Here is a 21,282-nt window from a genome sequence, read left to right on the forward strand (position 1 = left end):
TTTAGATTAATTCTTTACAGTAGAAAGATTATTTTGCATTTCTAAGTAAATTAATAAAGCATTCACATCTGCAGGATTTACCCCTCCAATTCTAGTAGCTTGGCCGATGGTTAAAGGTCTAACTTTTGTCAGTTTTTCCCTTGCTTCCATAGACAAAGTTTCTATTTTCATATAGTCTAAATTTTCATCTAATTTTCGGTTACTATGACGAGCAATTTGATCAATTTGATTTTGTTGTCTTTTAATGTAACCAGAGTATTTAATTTCAATTTCTGCTCCTTCTTTTTCAGCTTTATTTAAGTTACCATTACCTAAATTATATTTTTCTAAATCTTCATAGTGAAAATTAGGACGACGCAATAAATCAGCTAAAGTAATTGAGCCTTTTATTTTTTGTTCTGTGTCTTCTACTATTTTTATGGAAACTGCCTCTTTTTCTTTGATTCTTGTTTCATATAATCTTTCTTGTTCTGCAATGATATTCGCTTGTTTACTTTGATATAGATCCCAACGTCGATCGTCAATTAAACCAATTTCTCGCCCCTTAGGAGTTAAACGTTGATCTGCATTATCCGATCGTAAAATAAGACGATATTCCGATCGAGAAGTTAACATTCTATAGGGTTCACGCAAATCTTTAGTACAGAGGTCATCAATTAAAGTACCAAGATAACTCTGTTCACGAGAAAACACGATCATCTCTTTATTTTGAGCAAATTTAGCAGCATTGATACCGGCAACAATACCTTGAGCGGCCGCTTCTTCATAACCAGTTGTACCATTAATTTGTCCGGCGGAAAATAACCCCTCAATATTTTTTGTCATCAGAGTAGGATAACACTGAGTAGCTGGTAAAAAGTCGTATTCTACCGCATAGGCGGGGCGCAACATCACACAATTCTCTAAACCGGGGAGAGTATGTAACATGGCTAACTGAATATTCTCAGGTAAACCTGTAGAAAACCCTTGAATATATAATTCAGGAATGTCTCTCCCTTCGGGCTCAATAAAAATTTGATGACTTTCTTTATCGGCAAAACGGACAATTTTATCTTCAATACTCGGACAATATCGTGGCCCTTTAGAATCAATAAAACCTCCATAAATAGGCGACAAATGTAGATTATCTTTAATTAGTTGATGGGTAGCTTGAGTGGTGCGAGTAAGATAACAGTTCATTTGTTCTCTTTCGATCCATACTTGAGGATCAAAACTAAACCAACGAATTTCATCATCGGGGGGTTGTATCTCCATTTTGCTGTAATCAACGGTACGTCGATCGACTCTTGCCGGAGTCCCCGTTTTAAGTCTTCCCGTTTCAAAGCCTAAATTGTTCAAGGTTTCTGTGAGTCCGATGGCCGCAAATTCTCCAGCCCTTCCAGCGGCCATGGATTTCCCGCCAATCCAGATTTTTCCGTCTAAAAATGTTCCCGTAGTCAGGACAACTGTTTTAGTTTTAAAACAAGTACCGAAGTAAGTTTGAACGCCGATAACTTCATCATTTTTTCCTAATACCAAATCTGTCACCATGCCTTCTCTAATGGACAAATTAGGCTCATTTTCAATAATATTTTTCATCACGGCGGCGTATTCTCGTTTATCGGTTTGCGCTCGTAATGCCCACACTGCGGGCCCTCTGGAATTATTTAAAACTCGTTTTTGTAGGTAAGTTCGATCGGCCATTTTGCCAATTTCCCCTCCTAGTGCATCTACTTCATGGGTAAGCTGAGATTTTGCAGGACCACCTACTGCAGGATTACAAGGTTGCCACGCAATTTTATCTAGGTTTAAAGTTAACATCATGGTGCGACATCCCAATCTAGCACTGGCTAAAGCCGCTTCACAACCAGAATGCCCTCCACCAATGATAATTACGTCAAACTCGTCTTGAAATTCTACAGGAGTTCTAATAGTCATAGTTATCTTTGAGTCACGATGAAGTTAAAGGTTTTAATGTTCTATGATAACGTTTTGAGAATGTTATTTGGTTCTCATTAATAATTTGAAATTGCTACACAAATATTAAGCAGATATTAAGGTTTCTGTTTTGTATCCTCGATTCATTAAATAAAAAAAATAACCACTTATAATAAAGACATACGCAAGGTTGTTATATTGACTCAACTAAGTGATTCTCAAATTTAATAAATAAAATTTAAAAAGAAACACATTATGAGTATTAAAGATAGAGCAAAGGCAACAGCCAAAAATCTTGAAGGGAAATTTCAAGAAGTATTGGGGAATGTAACGGGCGATCCTCAAACCCAAGCAGAAGGTAAAGCAAAACAAGCAGAAGCAAAAGTTCGTCACACTACAGAAGATGTGAAAAACGAAGTCAACAAAATGACTCGTTAATTAGTTATTTATCTGAATTGCGATCTTCAGAAAATTAGTAATTAAAATGATCTTTTTATAATGAGATCAATTTACTTCTGGTATCAGATAACGTAAATAGATCCATTAACCCATTTAACAAAATAAATATAAATTTCTCTTTTTTATAAAACTTTTATTTGCAATGATTTTAACTCGTTTTTAAAATCATAATTTTGTTTTTAAGTTCTTACTTAATAGACAAGTCGAGAAGCTATTTTTCGATGGTTTTGTGTCATCGAATTCTATAAAGATCTTGCCTATTCAAGATTTTAAACAATAATTAACATTAATAAACTATTAAAATTGTTGGTGAGAATCAACAACCAGTTTTTGCATCTATGCAAAAATAAATAGCTCATGGATTTTTAAAAATAGAAGATATTAATACACGTTAATAGACATTAATTTCTTTAATCATATTATTTATTAATAAAAATTTTGAGTTTAATTTATGTTAATTATTAATCATTAAAACACCACCTTTTTGGCGTTTAAAATGATTTCATTCAAAAGGTTACGAGACTTATTTATCAAGACAAGTTTCGTAATATTTAGAGACAATGGCTATTCCCAAATAATAAGAAATAAATGTTATGACAACTCAAACATCTAAAACAAATTCTTCTAGTTCTGATAAAGATCTTCGATCGTTAGTACTTCCAGAAGAACAACAAGGAGACGAATTATATGATTCCTCAACCCCTGATAGCTATGATCCACATATCATTCCTGCTGAAACAGCAGCGAGAAAAGATCGTGAAGGTGATGATTTTAAACATTTGCACACACACTCTGAAGGATCGGAAGATATTGAAACAACGGGCGGTTTTACCGTTGATAAAGAAGGATTAGTGGATAACTTTGCTATTGAACCAGAAATGTATTATGAAACTCGTGGAGATTTATCTGAGAAAAAATCTAGTTAAAAGATCATATCCTTTGGGTTAGAAGATGTAACTCCACCAATAGATAAAAAGAGATTGTGTTAGGTTTTGTGTATTAATCTAACCTACAATAATCTCTCAATAAAAACCTACATTTCAAAATTAAATATTTCATTAATATAAGCAACATACAATTATGAACGCAAAAAATAGCAGAAAATTTACCCGTATTATTCATCGGGAATATAAAGATGCCGACGGAAATATCCATACTGAATATAAAGATGCTCAAGGTAATATCTATACCGAGTATCAAGATAGTTTGGGAAATTTTCACTCTGATCAAAATGAGTCAGTTAATAGTAAATTGGCAGACGCACATATCCAAAATGTAAGAGTCGATCGTGAAGTCAATCGTCAAGTAGCACATAGCGATCGAGCTGATCAAAACACATCTAAAGGTCTTCTTATTGGTGTAATTGTTACAACTGTAGCTGGTTTAATAGCAGGGGTAATCTACTTTTTAAATGATGTAAATAATCCTCAGCCTACACCGATCGTCAATATTCCGACAGAAAAAATCGCTCCACAACAAAATCCAACTCCTACCCAAGTAAAAGTGGTGGAGAAAGAAGTGGTCAAAATCGTACCAGTGGAAGTACCTGTACCAGTACCAGCACAAACAAAAGTGCCGGAGACCAACAATAGTCCATCAACAGTCAATAATAATATTACTGTTAAGCCTTCAGAATCTAATCCTGCACAAAAAGAAACCAATAACAAGACATCCGTAGCTAAAACTGTTCAAAATCCTACTACATCTAGTCAAAAGCCAGTAATAAGTACATCGTCAAATAATGCCACTTCTACTGAAACAGATGTAGATCTTAAAAATGAAATATTGAAAAAGTTTCAAAATGGATTACCGAATAATCAACTAAAAGTTGATGTTAAAAATAGTGACGTGATAGTTTCAGGAAATGTGGAAACCCAAGAACAGATACAACAGATTCCATCTTTAGTTAAGTCTATTGACGGTGTTAAAAAGCTCAATATAACAGTCACTGTAGCTAATAATGTTCCTAACTAAAGACGATCGCTCAATTCTGTTTTCTAAAAAAGGAAAACTTTAACAAACAAAACATAATAAATAAATTTTAGGAAAAAACAATGATTTTAAAACAAGGCGCAGTCGGCACATTCACAAATTATGAAGCGACAGAAATTGCCCTTCGTGATTTACAAAAAAACAATTTTCCCATGGAACAAATTTCACTCATCGGTCGTGAAATCAATAACGAAGTTGAAGTGACAGGAGTAAATACCAGTGAAAATCTTCTAAACGTCGGGAACTTAAGCACAGATAAAAATAAAGCACCTGAAAAAGCCACAGATGGAGCTATAGCCGGTATCACTTTAGGCGGTTTCACTGGATTATTAGTAGGTTTAGGTGCACTTGTCATTCCCGGAATGGGTCCGATTATGTTGGCTGGGGCTGGAGCAACTGCTTTAGCGACAACTCTTTCAGGAGGAGTTATTGGTGGTGCTATTGGCAGTTTGGCAGGTGGATTAGTTGGTTTAGGAATCCCCGCCGATCGAGCTAAGGTTTATGGTGATCTTGTTTCTGAGGGAAAGTATTTAATAATTGTTGAAGGAGCAAATTCAGAGATTGCTATAGCTGAGAAAATTTTTAAAGAGCATGATATTCATGACTGGTATGTTTACGATTCCCCGGATCAATCACAACATACTCAAAAACCAATTTCCCCTGATCCTGATAACGATATAAAAGGAAGACAATATCAGTAATATGCCAGTCGTCATCATGCTTAGGACATTAACAAGACCTCAGTTCGACATAAAATTATCGGTGAAGAGATGAGATAAGAGACTACAGATATTAGATAGCAATAAGAATTGATTTAAACATTAGTCAAATTGATTTTAGATAATGATTTACGCTTATTTAATTCTTTTAAATAAGTCAAATTAATTCTGTTACTACTCGTAAGCCTTTATTTTTAAAGGTTTCTAATATCGAACTCAGGTTAACAATGGGTTAAACCCTTTGCCTAAAGGATTGAAATGTCCTAAATAATCGGTCAGTTGATATATCACAAAAAATGGTTGGTGAAAAACCTTTTTTAAGTTATCTACTGCCTTCTGAAAATGATAGGACATTCGCAAAAATAGTTTTTTTAGCCTTTACACTTCGGGGATTAAGGAAACTGGTGCGTAAATCTTGAATGAAAAAGTACTGAGTTATTATTCATTCATTTATTAAATACTTTTTAGAACTTAAAATGATTTTATTTAAACGGTTTCGACTTTTTTTTATTATGACAGGTTTAGCTTTGTTAATTACAACTACTACCACTATCACTTTTACACCTTCACAAAGTTGGGTGGCAACAACATTAATACCATTTTTTACTGAATCTCAAACTCATGTTGTGATGAGTAAAGGAGATACCATTAGTAAAAATATTGAAAGTGAAACCCAAGACGTTAGCCAAAAGTTAAACTAATGTCAAATTTTTCAAGTATAGTGTAATAAAACTTTACAGATTGTAAGGTTTTTCGGAATTAACTCTTTGAAATTTTTGAAAATTATTTATCGATCGATAATTCTAGGCATTTATCAATATTTTTAAGAGTTCCATTCATTTGATTTAATCGTGGAAAGACGACGAGCATTTAAGCAACTCCATTCACCCCGTTTCCATAAAGATGCGATCGTCCAACCGTCTTTTTCCAAAAGGTTCGCTATTTCAAGAGATTGATCTACTAAAATACCACTTAATGTAATCCAACCATCGGGCTTAATAATTTTACACATATCAGGGATCATGGTTTTAATAACTTCTGCCAAAATATTACACACAATACCATCAAATTTTAGTCCGGGTATCAACATTAATTGATCAATACTACCTTGAAAAATTTCTATGCCTTCAACGTGATTTAGTTCACTATTTTCTTTAGTGGCTTTAATAGCTAAAGGATCAATATCGGTGGCATATACTTGTTTTGCTCCTAATAATTTTGCTCCGATCGATAAAATCCCTGAACCACAACCAATATCAGCGATCGTAACCGGTGTTTCTAGCTCGTCTAATCTCATTTCTAGGGATTCTAAACACAGTTGAGTCGTAGCATGAACCCCTGTACCAAAAGCAGATCCCGGATCGAGACGGATAATAATTCGATTAGATTCTGTAGGTGGTTCAATCCATGCAGGATAAATGGTAAATCGATCGCCAATATCCATAGGTTGCCAATGCTCTTTCCAACTACTAGCCCAATCCTCATCATTAATTAATTGCCATGAAATGGGGGGAGTGTTATAACCTAACAAAAAACAATCTTGTTTTAACCACAGAGAAAGAGCGGCAAGATCGACTACTTCTTTAGTAATAGAGGGAATATAGGCTTTAATAAACCAAGAATCATCTTCTTTAGCTAATGCAGTGCCTTGACAGCCAAATTCTTGCAAACGCCAAAATATAGTATCTTCTAGTTCTGGAATATGATTAATTTTTATTTCCCACCAAGGAGTCATCATGTTAATTAAATTTTTACTAAATCTCTCTCCATTGATTTAAGCACTTTTTTGTTTGATTAACATTAATATACAATTTTATCGGTTTTTATCTTGACCTCAGCAGTCGAATTTTATTCTAACATAACTTTGTTAAGTGGGTCTGTCGATCTAATGATAGTATATTAAATTAAATTATTTATCATTCTTAAAAAATGTTATTTCAGTTTTTTAAAATTAAAAATTATTATCTTTTAATCTTAACTATTTTCTGTTTATTATTTCTAAATTTTAGTAAAGTTCAAGGTCAACATAATCAGAATAACACCCAGTCAGACAATCATCATACCCATAAATCGATCGATGTCTCTAATAATTCTCAGATTCCTTCAGTTAAAATAAAAGTCTTTCCTGATACTATTAAAGGATGGAATTTAGAGATAGAAACTACTAATTTTATATTTAAACCTGAAACTCTTAATCGAGAGAGTAATTCTAATGAAGGTCATGCTCATTTGTATATTAATGGCAAAAAAATTACTAGAATTTATGGAAAATGGTATCATATTCCAGATTTACCGAAAGGTAAAAATGAGATAAAAGTTACTCTAAATACTAATCTTCATGAGGATTTAATTTATAATGGAAATGTGATTAGCGATCAAATTATTGTTGAGCATTAACTATATTAATTATTGCTATATCTGCGTCTCGATGTTTAAATATTAGTAAATGTTAGTCATCAATTACTTTGATCGTATTACTTTGTTAATAATAAGGGCGTTGATTTGTCTTGATTTCTAGGATTACTTGATTGAGCATTATTTTAATTTGTTAATATTGTCATTTATAAATTTATTACATTCATTTGATAAATTAGTATTCTGTGAAATTATATTATTTAGAAAATCAATAACTTTTGTTTCATCATCACATAAAGTCCACATATTTAAAATTGTTTCTAAGTCACTTTCTAAGTTTTCTGAGAAATTGTTTGGTAATATATGTATTAAATATAATTTAATTTTGTCACATAATATTTTGTATATTTCTTGTTCTTGTGGTGAATGAGTTTTTATTTCTTCTTTTGTGATACCATCTTTATGTTTAAAGTAAATTAGATATACACAAAACATAATTGATTTGGATTGATAAATAATTTCTTTTAAAACAGAAAATGAATCTTGAGTTTTATTAATTAATAACATAACTCTGTGAGAAGTAGTTTCTAAGTGATCTGTAATTAAAATAGGATTAGACGAAACGATAAGAGCTAGATTTTTACATTGTATATTATTTAAAATATTTTTTTTTATTTTATTATCTAATTTCCTTAAAAAAGTAAAAGCATTATCTCTAGTAATTAGTCCTAATAATTTTATGTCTAAATCATTTATTGAATCATTCGCCAAATCTAATAAATCTTTAAAATCTTTATCCGCTATATCATCATTTAAAATAGCATAGGAAAAATAACGGTCAAAATATAATGTTTCTGAAACTCTTTTTTCCAGACTACCATAATCAGTTGATTGATAAGGTAAATTTGCTATTTTTTGCATTGATAATCTAGGAAATAAAAATGAAATTAATCTTAAAACAGCTTCCTTTGATGTTATATCTAAATTAATAGTAGCTTCTTGAATTATACTTTCTACTTTTTCCTTTAAGTCATCTTTTATTGTAAATTTGTTAAACAAATATAAATCAGGATTATTTTTTATGGATTGATAAACTTTTGGATAACACAGCTTTATTCCTTCAACAAATATTAAATCAATTACTTCAACTTCATCTTTTAACAAGCTCAATGAAAAAGTTAAAGTATTTATATATCTTTTAACCATTCTTGGTGTGTTAATTTTTATTTCCAAGCCATTAATATATTGAGTAAGAAATAAAATATATTTTTCGTCTGTAAACTCTATATCTAAGTGTTCCAAATAATTGATTAAACAATTTATTAGTATTTTCCTCATAATTGAAGTTTTTATCTTTGGTAAATTAAGAGGAACTTGAATAATTTTTTCTAAAAATTCTCTACCTGTCTCTAAACTATTAGAACTATATTTTTCACTCAATGCTGAAGCTACCATATCTGGATCAAATGCCAAAACATAAGTGGTATAGCTAAAATCTGCTGATAGTTTAACCAATTTAAAAATAGCTTGTATTTCTGATTTATCTAATCTATCAATATCATCTATAAAAATTACAAGTTTTTTTTGTTTTTCATGTAATATTTTTTTTACTTTCTTTTTATATTTTTCAAGAGTACTAGGACTAAAAATTATTTTTATTAAAGATTGAGTTACTATTCCAGATATTTTAGTTTTATCAAATATATTTATTAACGGACTTATAACTGGTTGTACATATCTATTAACAAAATCACTAGATTTATCTATAAAATCTTTTAAGTTTATTCCTAATGCATTACTAATAGTTTCAAAAAAGCTCATTAATAACTGGTCTTCATTAGAAAATTGCCAAGGATTAAACTTCACACAAATAATATTTTCTTTTTCTGTTAATTCTTGTTCAATAAAATTAATAGCAGTAGTTTTGCCTTCGCCCCACGCACCATAAATACCAACAACTAAGCTATCAGAATCTTCCCTAGAAGCTATTACTTGAGCTACTCTTTGGCAAAAAGGAAATCTTTTAAATTCATCTTGTGTTTTATCAATGATTGGAGCATCTGTGTACATATATTTTTACCTGTTGATTATTCAAATTAATAAAGCATTAAAACCAGTCTGGATAAAATGACGATCGTCAGAGATATTTCTAGGTAGTTTCACGGTACAATTACCTCATCTCTAACAATATGTAAATGAATTAATTGAGGTTTGTCTTTCTTTTACTAATTTATAATAAGGATCGTAGAAAAATCATCAATTTTAATTTTTCCTAAGACATATTCTAGCTAATAATATATAACATGAAAAAAGCAATCATTTGTGGTTATTATGGACAAGGAAATGCAGGAGATGAGGCTTTATTATTGGCAATTTTAGCTAGATTACCTCATCATATACAACCTATTATTTTGTCAGGTAATCCTATTAAAACAACTAAAGATTATCAAGTAATTAGTTATTCTCGTCTCAGCATTATTAAGCAAATTTTAAAAGCAGAAAAAAAAGATTTATTTATCTGGGGAGGAGGTAGTTTAATTCAAGATGTCACAAGTATAAAAAGCCCTATTTTTTATTTAGGATTGATGATTTTAGCTCAATTAAAAGGTTTAAAAACTATCGCTTATGCCCAAGGAATTGGCCCCATAAAAACTACTTTTATTCGATGGTTAACAAAACAAGTTTTAACACGATGTGATGGGGTTAGTGTCCGCGATCGAGAATCAGCTAAATTATTAGAAAAATGGCAGATCAAATTTTTCTTAGCAGCCGATCCTGTATGGGCTTTATCTAGTAAAATTAATCAAGATTTTAACTTATTACCTAGTCCTAGAATTGCAGTTAATATTAGATCGCACCCTACCTTAACACCATCAAAATTAGAGATAATAATTCAAGCCTTAAAACAGTTTCAACAACAAACTTTAGCAAATATAATATTAGTACCTTTTCAAAAATTAAAAGATTTAGAAATTTGTCAATATATAGGAGAAAAATTAAAAGAAAATTATCAAATTGTTAATATTGAAAATCCTCAAGAATTAAAAGGATTATTTAGAGAAGTAGATCTTTTAGTGGGAATGCGTTTGCATAGTCTTATTATGGCAAGTAGTGAAAAATGTCCTTGTTTCGCTCTATCTTATGATCCCAAAGTGAGTAATTTGATGTCAGAAATTGGTCTGGATGGTTATGAATTAGAACATTTACCTCCTCAAGCTAATGTTATCACAGAAAAATGGTTAAAAATTTATCAAAATAAAGCACATTTATCTGATAATGAAATAAATTCTTTAAAACAAAGTGCATTGAAGCATCAAAACTTATTTGACTCTTTTATTTAACTTAAATATCTATATAATAAGTCTAAATGAATTGTGTAAATAAAATTTTTCTACCTCAACTGTTTCTCAAAATATATGGGATAAGATGGCATAAATAGTTTTTAAACTTTAAAATAATAGCTAATCATTATCAAAGTATTTTTGTTTGTAAATTCTAAATTATGAAAACTTTTTCTGTACTTAATTTACCCGTTAATCTCAGTGATAATTATGAAGATTGGCTAATCAATCGTATCGAAAATAGAGAGTTTACCCATGTTGTCACCATGAACTCAGAAATGGCAATGATGGCACAAAAAAACCCTGATTTAGCTATGGCTATTAAAAAAGCTGATTTAGTTGTACCCGATGGTTCTGGTATTATATTTTATTTAAAACGTAGGGGACAAAAACAACAGCGAATTGCAGGAATAGAGTTAGCGGCTTCTTTGGTGGAAAAGTTGGGGAAAAAAGGAAAAGATTATCCTATTTGTTTTTATGGTGGTGCCCCCGGAGTCACAGAAAAAGCAACACAAGCATGGCATAAAAAATTACCAAATATCAATATCATTTATAATCATGGTTATTTATCTCCGTCTGAGTTAAAAAATTGGTGTGATTCGATCGAGCAAATACAACCTAAACTAATATTAGTCGGTTTAGGAGTGCCAAGACAAGAATTATGGATTATGAATCATCGCTATTTAGCACCAAATGCAGTATGGATAGGTGTGGGTGGTAGTTTTGATATTTGGGGAGGTGTTAAAGAAAGAGCCCCAAAATTTTTCTGTAATTATCATTTAGAATGGTTATATCGACTATACCAAGAGCCTCAACGATGGAAACGAATGTTAGCCTTACCTCAATTTTTTTTCAAGGCAATTTTTTAGATTCAATATCCTAACCTTAACCACAAGCCCAGGCGATCGTCAGTTGATGAGGATGATTTTTACATTGAGTAACATGAGAACATCCCATATCCCCAAACATATAAGATAAATTATCTTCTGAATCGATTTGAAAAACCAAAGACATTTGCTCACCGCATTCTGGACAAAAAGGATATTCTATTCCTTGTACCCAAGCCGCCCAACCTAACAATTTATCCCCAAATAAAGGATATTCCCAGTCTTCATCCTCTTCTAATTCCGTTAAATTATCTGATGGTGATTGATTTCTAAGATTTTGTAATTCTTCTGAGTTAGGATAATCAGATTTTTCTTCCCAATCAATAATTATTTTTTCAGAAAATATAGTTGTAGGAAAATCAGACTCAGAAATTATTTCTCCATCAGTCTCTATTTCCTCATAGGAAAAAACTCGAACCAGAGTACTTTTAGCAAAGGGGAAATAGGCTTCACACTCAAACTCACATTCCGATTTTTCATTAGTGCAGTAGAAAACTTGTAATAATTCTCCGATAAAAGCATCTTTTGCATTGTCAGGTAAATCCTTTTTATATAGCTGTAAAAATAAAGGCATTTTTTCTCCACAATGTTCACACACAGGATATTTGGTGCCTTTGGGAATAAAAGGTAAACCCCCAAATTTAGAACTAATTACTTGCCTTTTTTCTTGTTTAACTATTGGTATCCAAGTCTTGCGGTGATATTTTTCGATCGAATTCTTCATGATATTTCAGTTTTTAATTAGGGTTTGCCAAATAAATTAGAAAGCCATTAAAATTAATGGTTCATACATACTATATTAACAAAAAAGTGTGCAATTTTAGCATTTTTGACTTTATTTTCTTTAAAGCTAATTTGTTGATATTTATTTATATTGCTAAAAGCCTAAAAGCCTTACTTTTTCATTATTTGACCGAATACCTACCCCTTATCATAAGCTCATTCCACAACAGAGATAATTTTAAATTCATTATTTCTCACGTTAAAATGAAAATGGTATTATTAACAAATATTAATTTTTATGGTAGAAAAAGTTAAAAAAACAGAAGCCGAATGGAAAGAAATGCTTACTCCTGAACAATTTCAAGTGACCAGAAAACACGGCACTGAAAGAGCTTTTAGTGGAGAATACCACGATTATAAAGGAACAGGCGTTTATAAGTGTGTTTGTTGTGGTAATGAGTTATTCGTTTCTGACACCAAATATAATTCTGGCACAGGATGGCCTAGTTTTTGGCAACCTGTCAAAGAAGATAGCGTTGCCTATAAAACCGATATTAGCTTTTTTATGAAAAGAACAGAAGTTTTGTGTAATGCTTGTGATGCTCACTTAGGACACGTCTTTGATGATGGCCCTGAACCTACGGGTAAACGTTATTGTATGAATTCTGTCGCATTAAAATTTGAACCCCAAAGAATAATAAGCTCAACAGTTGATCAGGTTTCTTGATGACGCTTAAAAAGGAAGATGAGAAGAAAGAGAAGATTGTTTAATACATAATTTGGAGTTAAGATTATGGCTTTATTCGGTAACATTATTTGGTTTATTTTTGGTGGTTTTATTAGCGGTTTGGGTTATATTCTAGGTGGTTTAACCCTCTGTTTGACGATTATAGGCATTCCTTTTGGGATACAAACGATTAAAATCGGTGTGGCGACAATGACTCCCTTCGGAAAGGAAAATATTGTGACAGAGGATGCCTCTAGTTTTATTGTGATGACTTTTAACGTTATTTGGGTGATCTTCTTCGGTTGGGAAATAGCAGTATCTCATTTACTACATGGACTAATTCTAGCTATTACCATTATCGGTTTACCTTTTGCTAAACAACATTTTAAACTAATTCCCATCGCACTTTTTCCTTTTGGTAGGGAATTTAAAGATATTGATTAAGTAATTGTTCATTGCCTAAATCGTCATTTCTCAAGGATAATAGAGAGAATAAGAGCATTCTTTATATAAAATTAATATGAGTAAAGGAACGTTATTTGATAAAGTCTGGGATTCTCATACCGTAGGTATATTACCCTCTGGACAAACTCAATTATTTATCGGGTTACATTTAATACATGAGGTAACTAGCCCTCAAGCATTTGCTATGATTCGAGAGCGTAATCTTAAAGTACTCTTTCCCGATCTAACCGTTGCTACAGTAGATCATATTGTACCTACAGAAAATCAAGCTCGTCCTTTTGCTGATACCTTAGCAGAAGAAATGATCCAAGCCCTAGAAAATAATACCAAAGAAAATAGCATCCGATTCTATAACACCAACTCTGGTAATCAAGGTATTGTCCATGTGATTGCACCGGAACAAGGCTTAACACAACCCGGTATGACGATCGCTTGTGGTGACTCTCATACTTCTACCCATGGGGCATTTGGTGCGATCGCATTTGGGATCGGAACTTCTCAGGTTAGAGACGTATTGGCTTCTCAAACTCTTTCCTTAACTAAGTTAAAAGTGAGAAAAATTGAGGTAAACGGTGAATTACCTAAAGGAGTCTATGCCAAAGACGTTATTCTTCATATTATCCGTAAATTGGGCGTAAATGGAGGTGTTGGTTATGCCTACGAATATGCAGGTACAACCTTTGAAAATATGAATATGGAAGAACGCATGACAGTATGTAATATGTCGATCGAAGGAGGTGCTCGTTGCGGTTATATCAATCCTGATGAAGTTACATACAATTACTTGAAAAATAGAGACTTTGCTCCAAAAAATTGGGATGAAGCAGTGACATGGTGGCAGAGTATCCGTAGTGATACAGATGCTGAATATGATGATATAGTCACCTTCAATGCCAGTGATATTGAGCCTACAGTTACATGGGGTATTACTCCCAGTCAAGGTATTGGTATTACAGAATCTTTACCCGTACCTGAAACTTTGCCAGAAAATGATAAGGAAATTGCGATCGAAGCCTTTAAATATATGCAACTTCAACCCGGACAACCCATCAAAGGCACCTCGATCGATGTATGCTTCATTGGTAGTTGTACTAACGGTAGAATAAGCGATTTAAGGGAGGCCGCAAAATTAGCAAAAGGGCATAAAGTAGCGGAAAATGTCAAAGCATTTGTTGTACCAGGATCAGAAAGGGTAAAACAAGAAGCAGAAGCAGAAGGATTACATCATGTATTTTTAGATGCAGGTTTTGAATGGCGCGAACCGGGATGCTCTATGTGTTTAGCGATGAACCCCGATAAGTTACAAGGAGACCAAATAAGTGCATCATCCTCTAATCGTAACTTTAAAGGTCGTCAGGGATCAGCCCAAGGGCGTACATTATTAATGAGTCCTGCAATGGTAGTGGCCGCTGCTATTAACGGTAAAGTTTCTGATGTAAGAGAATTATAAAACTCTTTGTACTTTAGTTTACAAAATGATCATGAGGATAGATAGGGAAAACAACACCCTATTATCTTTTTCAAAAACCGCTCAAAAAACTTATCTAAACTTAAATATAACCTCAGTTCGATGCAAAATGTATGGGTAATAGCAAGGTATTAGTTGTTAGGTATTAGCTAAATAATTGATGAAAAACTGTTAACAATTAGACCTGTTGCAAAATTAAAAATATAATTAAATTGAGGCTGTTTATAATCAATTATCGTAACTATTGCCTCTTGCTTTTTGTCTATTGTCTGACTTGTGCAAGAAGTCTATTGATTTTATCTAGATTAATTTAATTAAATAATTCAATCAGATTTGGTATTTTTAGAACCTAAAACCTAAAGCCTAAAACCTACCTACATCAAGGATTTTTTCTCGAACTCAGGTAAATATAAGGTAAGGAAAACTTAAGAAAATTATCGGTAAGAATAATTTACCCTTACTATATAATTTGAATTACATGCAATATTTTCGGTTTTATTGACCCAAAATTTAGCTTTTGAGATAAATTCAATTTAAAATTTATTTAGTAAAATTATGGATAATAATAACGATTGGCTGAAGCAATTATTAATGATTGGTGTGGGCACCACATCCCTCGCCGCCGAAAAAATTAAAGAAGTAAGTGAACAATGGGTAAAAGAAGGTAAAATAAATCCAGATCAGGCTAAAGGTATTGTGGACGATTTAATGCAACAAATTCAGTCGGATCAAGGTAATATTCAAGCTCAGATGGAGCGACAAATTCGGAATGTTTTACAAGATTTAGGAGTGCCTCGGCAGTCTGAAGTTGACGAATTACGAGGTAGAATCGATCGACTTGAACGTCAAATTCGAGATTTGGAAAATAAATTATGGCGTTAAACAATATCATAATTAAGGTACAAAAATTTAGGATAAGCGTTAATTTTTCAATTTTCGTTCAATTATTTAATGAAATTAATCGAGTGAGCAATCAATTATTAATACTTTTTTATCAATTCTTTACCTAATATCTAATACATTATCTTCACCAATAAATTTTATAGTTCACCATTGGTGATTTTTTGCACTGAATAAATTTACGATTCCTACACAAAATATAGTCATTAAAAATAAGAATGAAACAGTTTAATAATATTAAAAATTTTCAAAAATCTTGATTGGTGCACAATGGCCACCTTACATAATTTCTCTAACTGTCTCAGTGTTATTTTAACTAACTATAAATGATTGACATAATGCTTTATCTTAGTTATTATCTGAATAATTGTTCATATATTCATTTAAAATTTTATGGGAAAACATGATGGTTGTTGTACACACGATCATGGACATAATCATAGTCATGATTTAACAGAATTTGACGGGAAAAAGACAGTTATCCTGATCGGATTTTCAACGGTATTATTTTTTATCGGTGTAATCTTTAACGAAGCTCTCCACAACACTCCTTATAGTATTGGTGAATATGGGGTATTCCTACCAGCTTATCTGATCAGTGGTTGGAGTGTGATTACCAGTGCTGGAAGAAATATACTTAAAGGGCATATCTTTGATGAAAACTTTTTAATGACACTGGCGACAATTAGTGCGATCGCACTTCATAAACTTCCAGAAGCAGTAGCGGTGATGCTATTCTTTCAAGTAGGGGAATTATTTCAAAACTACGCAGTAGGCAAATCAAGGCGCTCGATTAAATCTTTACTAGAAATACGTCCCGACAGTGCTAATCTTAAAACCGATGAGGGAGTGAAAACCGTTTCTCCTGACACGGTGAAAGTAGGAGATTTAATTATCATCAAAGCAGGGGAAAAAGTGCCTCTCGATGGGGAAATTGTACTCGGAAAGTCCCAAATTGACACCTCTGCACTAACAGGTGAATCAATACCTCAAACGGTTCAAGAAGGGGATAATATACTCGCAGGTTCAATTAACCAATCTGGAGTATTAACCGTTAAAGTTACTAAACTTTTCGCTGAATCTTCTATTTCAAAAATACTAGATCTGGTGGAGAATGCCAACACCAAAAAAGCAAAAACCGAGAAATTTATTACCAGTTTCGCTGGTTACTATACTCCTGCCGTCGTCTTCTTATCCCTAGCAGTGGCGATACTTCCTCCTCTGTTTTTAGGTTTAGGAAGTGAAACCCTCACTCAATGGGCTTATCGGGCGTTAATTTTGCTAGTTATTTCTTGCCCTTGTGGGTTAGTGATTAGTATTCCTTTGGGTTACTTCGGCGGAGTGGGGAATGCCGCAAAAAACGGTATTTTAGTCAAAGGTGCAACTTTTTTAGATACTTTAACGGAAGTGAAAACCGTTGTGTTTGATAAAACAGGCACTCTCACTAAAGGAAACTTCCGAGTAACTGATATTGTCACTGATAATGGACTCACTCAGTTAGAATTACTGGCATTAGCCGCTACGGTTGAGTCTCAATCTAATCATCCTGTAGCTAAATCGATTCTTGAAGAATACGGCAAAACTGTTGATGATTCGACCCTCGAAAATTATCAAGAAATTTCTGGGCATGGCATTGTGGCACGGGTAAAAAATCAAAGGGTTTTAGTGGGAAACGATCGCCTTCTTCATTTGGAAAATATACCCCATGATCAAGAAATATGCAACCTCAACGGTACTATAGTGCATATAGCAGTAGATGGTCAATATATTGGATACCTTATGGTTGCTGATGAATTGAAAGAAGATGCAGTTGTCGCTATAAAACAGTTAAAGTCGAAAGGCATTGAAGTAGTTATGCTAACTGGTGATAATATTAGTGTAGCTCAGTCGATCGCAGAAAAATTAGCCATTACACGCTATCAAGCAGAGTTACTACCTGAAGATAAAGTAAACGCTATTGAGGAAATTTTAGGGCAAGTAAGTAGCGAAAAAACCAAAGTCGCATTTGTAGGGGATGGTATTAATGATGCTCCTGTAATTGCAAGAGCAGATGTAGGTATTGCTATGGGGGGATTAGGCTCAGATGCGGCTATTGAAACTGCCGATATTGTCATTATGGCAGATATGCCCTCTAAAATATCGCAGGCGATCGCCATTGCCCAAAAAACCCGTCAAATTGTCTGGCAAAATATTAGCTTTGCGTTGGGGATTAAAGGCTTATTTATTCTCTTAGGTGCCATAGGATTAGCCACCCTTTGGGAAGCCATTTTTGCAGATGTTGGAGTCGCCTTAATTGCGATTGTTAATGCTGGTAGAGTTTTAAGATTTAAAAGCTAATGGTAATCAATAAACATCAACCGCAAGAGGATTTTCAACCGATGTCACTCTTGTTAATTATTTTAACCTTACGAGTTATCTTATTCACCATAGAATTAATTACCAGTTGGAAATTCTATAGCTTTTCTCTCCTTGCGGTAGCCAGTCATTTATTGGTTGATATTCTTTCCATTATTATCGCTATTATAGCCACGAAATTGGCTCAAAGTTGGCAAAATCAGAAGCAACAAATAGAGGCATGGGGTGGTTTTAGTAATGGCTTACTCTTGTTAGTAATTGGGCTTTGGATTGGTAATCATGTTTTAAATAGTGAAGATACCCTAACGGAAGAAGTCTCTTTTTCCTTTTCTTTACTAGGAATTGCTTTTTTGGAATTAATCATTAAAGCAGTGAGTATTATTTTACTCTACGATCCTAGCCATAACAACTTAAATCTACGGGGAGTATTTCTTCATGCGATCGCTGATACTGCCAATTCCCTTAGTTTAATTATAACTTCCCTCGCAATCCTTATCTTTCACTGGTTATGGATAGATAAAATATCAGCTATGGGAATCGCTTTTTTAATGATAATTAGTGCTGTATTTTTGCTAACTCAAAGTTTTTATCAACGTCAGTAATCAGTAATAATTTACATGGAAATAGTCAAATCTTTGTTTTATTTTTTTATCACGGGGTTATCAGAAATTGGTGGAGGTTATTTGGTGTGGTTGTGGTTAAGGGAGGGTAAAAGTTTTAAATATGCCATTGTGGGTTGGTTAATTTTGATGATATACGGAGTTTTACCTACTTTACAACCTACTAATTTTGGACGAGTTTATAGTGCCTATGGTGGGACATTTGTTTTATTTTCTTTACTATGGGGATGGAAGATAGATAAAATACCACCCGATGTTTATGATTGTTTGGGAGTAATTATTATTCTTATCGGTGCTGGAATTATGATGTAAGCTAAGACGCATTGATTTGGTATATAATTTAAGTCAGAAAAGATAAAACTTAGGTGTGATTTATGCCTTCTAAAAATTTTTTGTCAGAGGAAGGAAGAAAGAAAGTATCTACAAGATGCTTTAAAAATAGAAAAGAGATCGGAAGTCAGGGAAAGAATTTTAATATTTTTATTAGAGAATGATGGTAAAAATTATCAAGAAATAGCAGTTTTTTTGGGTTGTTCCCCCAAAACGGTGGCTTACTGGGCAGTTCATGGTAATCCTAATAATGTAGATTCATTGCAAGATAAAAGAAGAAAAGGAAACCAAACAAAAGCAACGGATAAATATATTGAAAGATTATTAGAAGTAGTTGATAAAAATCCTGAAGATTTTGGATATGATTTTGGTCGATGGACGGGGCAAAGATTATCAGAACATTTGGAAAAAGAAACAGGAATTAAATTAAGTAAATCACAAGTAGTGAGGATATTAAAAAGAAAAAAGTATAGTTATATTTGGGGAAAATATAGTTTAGAAGACAAACAAAATCAAGAACAAAGAAAAGCATTTAAAGAAAAATTAGAACATTACATAGAAATAGGTAAAGAGAATCCTGAGTTAGTTCAAGTATGGTTTTGGGATGGGGCGTTTAAAGTGGCGAACTAAATTCGCCACACAGCCCCTCATGAATGTGGTTTTAGTTTAAGGGTGATAAGAAGAAAAACATGGACGAAAAAAGGAAAAAGAAAAAAGGTGAAGGGAGAAAGAAGAAGAGGAAGAGTAAATATCATGGGAGGAATAAGATATTCGGATAAAAAAAGAAGATGTTTTGTAATAAAAAAAGGTGATTCAGAAACGTTTTGTGAACAATTAAAAAAGTTATGGGAAGAAATAAAAAATGAATGGGTAAGTAAGGGAAATGATGAAAAAGATTTTAAAGAATGTGGTCCGAAAATAATCATAATATTAGACAACGCAAGTTTCCATAAAAAAAAGGAAATAGTAGAAAAAATAGAAAAAAATCTACCGAATATAAGACTAGAATATTTACCGGTATATAGTCCAGATTATAACTTAATAGAATTAGTGTGGCATTCGGCAAAGGAATATATAGCTTATAGAAACTTTGAAAATAAAGAACAGCTAGAAAAAACAGTAAATTACTTATTAAATGAAGGAGGTTTAGTAATTAATTGGAGTAAAAAATTTAAGAATAAGGGTGAATTAATCAATGTAAGTTAAATGCGTCTTAGCTTATGCACCAAGACATTAACTATATCCAAATAGCGGATGCTACTATTTCCCAAATTCCTACAATAAGCATGACAGCAGGAAGAAAAAGTTTTCTTTGACCTGTCGTCAAATTTTATGATATAGTAAATTATGAAAAGATTATGAAAATACCAAGATGAGTAGTAACATATCAAGGCGATCGCTGTTAAGCCTCGGAGTCTTTGGAGTTGGAAATGGGTTTAGAAAGAAAGTCCCTACCACTACTCAAATTAGAGGGGTTGGCGGTTTAACTACCATGGGAGAAGTCAATCATGAAAAAAACGGCTTTGATCCTTACAAATTATTGACGGACTGGGATACAGGAAAAGTGTCAAAATTATCCAATGGTCAACAATTGCGAGAGTATGAAATTACAGCTATTGAACGAGAAATAGAGATCGCTCCAGGAGTATTTTATCCTGCATGGACTTATAACGGTCGCATTCCAGGACCAACTCTACGAGTCACACAAGGCGATCGCATTCGGATTAAATTTAAAAATCTGGGTTCTCATCTCCACACCATCCATTTCCATGGTATTCATGCCGCCCAACAAGATGGTATTCCCGGAGTGCTAGAAGCCGCCACTAATCAAGAAATAGTTTATGAGTTTAACGCTGAGCCTTTTGGCTGTCACCTAAGTAAGTGGGCAGAATTAATTGTATAATTATAACATTAAAATAAATTTAATAAAATCAAAAAGTAATATACAAAAGTTTTATTTATATTTAAAAATAATTAATGTAGCTTAAAATCTGCTAAAAATATGAAAAATAAGTAAATCAAGG

General features: G+C 32.7%; 20 protein-coding genes and 1 pseudogene. 17 read left to right on the forward strand and 4 right to left on the reverse strand.

Going from position 1 to position 21,282, the window contains the following annotated elements; translation table 11 throughout:
- Positions 1-6: 6 nt before the first annotated feature.
- On the reverse strand, positions 7-1,917 hold the full coding sequence (gene mnmG, locus GM3709_RS14835; RefSeq protein ID WP_066120804.1) for a tRNA uridine-5-carboxymethylaminomethyl(34) synthesis enzyme MnmG: 1,911 nt from the start codon (positions 1,915-1,917) through the stop codon (positions 7-9).
- Between the two features lie 255 nt (positions 1,918-2,172).
- On the opposite strand from mnmG, the gene GM3709_RS14840 reads away from it, so the two are divergent.
- The 5 genes from GM3709_RS14840 (at position 2,173) to GM3709_RS14860 (ending at position 5,788) form a co-directional block, all read left to right on the forward strand.
- Entirely contained in the window at positions 2,173-2,355 is a 183-nt protein-coding gene (locus tag GM3709_RS14840) for a CsbD family protein (protein ID WP_066120806.1), read from the forward strand.
- A gap of 614 nt (positions 2,356-2,969) precedes the next feature.
- A complete protein-coding gene (locus tag GM3709_RS14845; RefSeq protein WP_066120809.1) occupies positions 2,970-3,302 on the forward strand; it encodes a hypothetical protein in 333 nt (110 codons plus the stop codon).
- Between the two features lie 154 nt (positions 3,303-3,456).
- Positions 3,457-4,350 carry a BON domain-containing protein gene (locus tag GM3709_RS14850; protein WP_066120810.1) on the forward strand — a complete coding sequence of 298 codons (894 nt, stop codon included), beginning with the start codon at positions 3,457-3,459 and terminating at the stop codon, positions 4,348-4,350.
- An 80-nt stretch (positions 4,351-4,430) separates the two neighbouring features.
- The gene (locus GM3709_RS14855; protein ID WP_066120812.1) at positions 4,431-5,069 is read left to right on the forward strand and encodes a signal transduction histidine kinase (STHK), LytS; all 639 of its coding nucleotides are present in this window, start codon (positions 4,431-4,433) and stop codon (positions 5,067-5,069) included.
- Positions 5,070-5,563: 494 nt separating this feature from the next.
- Positions 5,564-5,788: a hypothetical protein gene (locus GM3709_RS14860; protein WP_066120814.1), complete on the forward strand. Its 225-nt coding sequence runs from the start codon at positions 5,564-5,566 to the stop codon at positions 5,786-5,788.
- Positions 5,789-5,910: 122 nt separating this feature from the next.
- Here the strand turns inward: GM3709_RS14860 and prmA are convergent, their stop codons facing one another.
- The gene (gene prmA, locus GM3709_RS14865) at positions 5,911-6,825 is read right to left on the reverse strand and encodes a 50S ribosomal protein L11 methyltransferase (RefSeq protein WP_066120816.1); all 915 of its coding nucleotides are present in this window, start codon (positions 6,823-6,825) and stop codon (positions 5,911-5,913) included.
- A 191-nt stretch (positions 6,826-7,016) separates the two neighbouring features.
- Here prmA and GM3709_RS14870 point away from each other — a divergent pair, with 191 nt between their 5' ends.
- Positions 7,017-7,484: a hypothetical protein gene (locus GM3709_RS14870; protein WP_066120818.1), complete on the forward strand. Its 468-nt coding sequence runs from the start codon at positions 7,017-7,019 to the stop codon at positions 7,482-7,484.
- Between the two features lie 138 nt (positions 7,485-7,622).
- On the opposite strand, the gene GM3709_RS14875 is transcribed toward GM3709_RS14870, so the two are convergent.
- Entirely contained in the window at positions 7,623-9,512 is a 1,890-nt protein-coding gene (locus GM3709_RS14875; protein ID WP_066120820.1) for a P-loop NTPase fold protein, read from the reverse strand.
- Positions 9,513-9,745: 233 nt separating this feature from the next.
- On the opposite strand from GM3709_RS14875, the gene csaB reads away from it, so the two are divergent.
- Both csaB and GM3709_RS14885 read left to right on the forward strand, forming a co-directional pair.
- Positions 9,746-10,783, forward strand: a complete 1,038-nt coding sequence (gene csaB, locus GM3709_RS14880; protein WP_066120822.1) for a polysaccharide pyruvyl transferase CsaB — start codon at positions 9,746-9,748, stop codon at positions 10,781-10,783.
- Positions 10,784-10,944: 161 nt separating this feature from the next.
- The gene (locus GM3709_RS14885; RefSeq protein ID WP_396229693.1) at positions 10,945-11,652 is read left to right on the forward strand and encodes a WecB/TagA/CpsF family glycosyltransferase; all 708 of its coding nucleotides are present in this window, start codon (positions 10,945-10,947) and stop codon (positions 11,650-11,652) included.
- Positions 11,653-11,668: 16 nt separating this feature from the next.
- Here the strand turns inward: GM3709_RS14885 and GM3709_RS14890 are convergent, their stop codons facing one another.
- On the reverse strand, positions 11,669-12,394 hold the full coding sequence (locus tag GM3709_RS14890; protein ID WP_066120826.1) for a DUF1963 domain-containing protein: 726 nt from the start codon (positions 12,392-12,394) through the stop codon (positions 11,669-11,671).
- A 297-nt stretch (positions 12,395-12,691) separates the two neighbouring features.
- Here GM3709_RS14890 and msrB point away from each other — a divergent pair, with 297 nt between their 5' ends.
- The 9 genes and pseudogenes from msrB (at position 12,692) to GM3709_RS14940 (ending at position 21,161) form a co-directional block, all read left to right on the forward strand.
- Entirely contained in the window at positions 12,692-13,120 is a 429-nt protein-coding gene (gene msrB, locus GM3709_RS14895) for a peptide-methionine (R)-S-oxide reductase MsrB (protein ID WP_066120827.1), read from the forward strand.
- Between the two features lie 66 nt (positions 13,121-13,186).
- Positions 13,187-13,564 (forward strand): YccF domain-containing protein, encoded by a 378-nt coding sequence (locus GM3709_RS14900; RefSeq protein ID WP_066120829.1) that lies wholly within the window; start codon positions 13,187-13,189, stop codon positions 13,562-13,564.
- A gap of 76 nt (positions 13,565-13,640) precedes the next feature.
- Positions 13,641-15,035, forward strand: coding sequence for a 3-isopropylmalate dehydratase large subunit (gene leuC / locus GM3709_RS14905; RefSeq protein ID WP_066120832.1), 1,395 nt, complete (start codon positions 13,641-13,643; stop codon positions 15,033-15,035).
- A gap of 573 nt (positions 15,036-15,608) precedes the next feature.
- Positions 15,609-15,935, forward strand: coding sequence for a phasin family protein (locus GM3709_RS14910; RefSeq protein ID WP_066120834.1), 327 nt, complete (start codon positions 15,609-15,611; stop codon positions 15,933-15,935).
- A gap of 411 nt (positions 15,936-16,346) precedes the next feature.
- Complete coding sequence (locus tag GM3709_RS14915; protein WP_066120836.1) at positions 16,347-18,290, forward strand: heavy metal translocating P-type ATPase; 1,944 nt, start codon at positions 16,347-16,349, stop codon at positions 18,288-18,290.
- Positions 18,290-18,910, forward strand: coding sequence for a cation transporter (locus GM3709_RS14920; protein WP_066120838.1), 621 nt, complete (start codon positions 18,290-18,292; stop codon positions 18,908-18,910). Before GM3709_RS14915 ends, GM3709_RS14920 begins: the two co-directional genes overlap by 1 nt.
- Positions 18,911-18,925: 15 nt before the next feature.
- Entirely contained in the window at positions 18,926-19,240 is a 315-nt protein-coding gene (locus GM3709_RS14925; protein ID WP_066120840.1) for a YnfA family protein, read from the forward strand.
- A 62-nt stretch (positions 19,241-19,302) separates the two neighbouring features.
- Positions 19,303-20,464: pseudogene (locus GM3709_RS19320) on the forward strand (IS630 family transposase).
- A gap of 166 nt (positions 20,465-20,630) precedes the next feature.
- Entirely contained in the window at positions 20,631-21,161 is a 531-nt protein-coding gene (locus GM3709_RS14940) for a multicopper oxidase domain-containing protein (RefSeq protein ID WP_066120842.1), read from the forward strand.
- Positions 21,162-21,282 lie beyond the last annotated feature (121 nt).

Source organism: Geminocystis sp. NIES-3709 (assembly GCF_001548115.1).
Taxonomy (GTDB): Bacteria; Cyanobacteriota; Cyanobacteriia; order Cyanobacteriales; family Cyanobacteriaceae; genus Geminocystis.

Excerpts from the sequence above, each read along its gene's own strand:
- GM3709_RS14920 (WP_066120838.1), top strand. The coding sequence starts at position 18,290 with ATGGTAATCAATAAACATCAACCGCAAGAGGATTTTCAACCGATGTCA.
- GM3709_RS14840 (WP_066120806.1), top strand. The coding sequence starts at position 2,173 with ATGAGTATTAAAGATAGAGCAAAGGCAACAGCCAAAAATCTTGAAGGG.
- GM3709_RS14850 (WP_066120810.1), top strand. The coding sequence starts at position 3,457 with ATGAACGCAAAAAATAGCAGAAAATTTACCCGTATTATTCATCGGGAA.
- msrB (WP_066120827.1), top strand. The coding sequence starts at position 12,692 with ATGGTAGAAAAAGTTAAAAAAACAGAAGCCGAATGGAAAGAAATGCTT.
- GM3709_RS14855 (WP_066120812.1), top strand. The coding sequence starts at position 4,431 with ATGATTTTAAAACAAGGCGCAGTCGGCACATTCACAAATTATGAAGCG.
- GM3709_RS14860 (WP_066120814.1), top strand. The coding sequence starts at position 5,564 with ATGATTTTATTTAAACGGTTTCGACTTTTTTTTATTATGACAGGTTTA.
- mnmG (WP_066120804.1), bottom strand. The coding sequence starts at position 1,917 with ATGACTATTAGAACTCCTGTAGAATTTCAAGACGAGTTTGACGTAATT.
- GM3709_RS14875 (WP_066120820.1), bottom strand. The coding sequence starts at position 9,512 with ATGTACACAGATGCTCCAATCATTGATAAAACACAAGATGAATTTAAA.
- leuC (WP_066120832.1), top strand. The coding sequence starts at position 13,641 with ATGAGTAAAGGAACGTTATTTGATAAAGTCTGGGATTCTCATACCGTA.
- csaB (WP_066120822.1), top strand. The coding sequence starts at position 9,746 with ATGAAAAAAGCAATCATTTGTGGTTATTATGGACAAGGAAATGCAGGA.
- prmA (WP_066120816.1), bottom strand. The coding sequence starts at position 6,825 with ATGATGACTCCTTGGTGGGAAATAAAAATTAATCATATTCCAGAACTA.
- GM3709_RS14915 (WP_066120836.1), top strand. The coding sequence starts at position 16,347 with ATGGGAAAACATGATGGTTGTTGTACACACGATCATGGACATAATCAT.
- GM3709_RS14940 (WP_066120842.1), top strand. The coding sequence starts at position 20,631 with ATGAGTAGTAACATATCAAGGCGATCGCTGTTAAGCCTCGGAGTCTTT.
- GM3709_RS14910 (WP_066120834.1), top strand. The coding sequence starts at position 15,609 with ATGGATAATAATAACGATTGGCTGAAGCAATTATTAATGATTGGTGTG.
- GM3709_RS14890 (WP_066120826.1), bottom strand. The coding sequence starts at position 12,394 with ATGAAGAATTCGATCGAAAAATATCACCGCAAGACTTGGATACCAATA.
- GM3709_RS14925 (WP_066120840.1), top strand. The coding sequence starts at position 18,926 with ATGGAAATAGTCAAATCTTTGTTTTATTTTTTTATCACGGGGTTATCA.
- GM3709_RS14845 (WP_066120809.1), top strand. The coding sequence starts at position 2,970 with ATGACAACTCAAACATCTAAAACAAATTCTTCTAGTTCTGATAAAGAT.
- GM3709_RS14900 (WP_066120829.1), top strand. The coding sequence starts at position 13,187 with ATGGCTTTATTCGGTAACATTATTTGGTTTATTTTTGGTGGTTTTATT.
- GM3709_RS14870 (WP_066120818.1), top strand. The coding sequence starts at position 7,017 with ATGTTATTTCAGTTTTTTAAAATTAAAAATTATTATCTTTTAATCTTA.
- GM3709_RS14885 (WP_396229693.1), top strand. The coding sequence starts at position 10,945 with ATGAAAACTTTTTCTGTACTTAATTTACCCGTTAATCTCAGTGATAAT.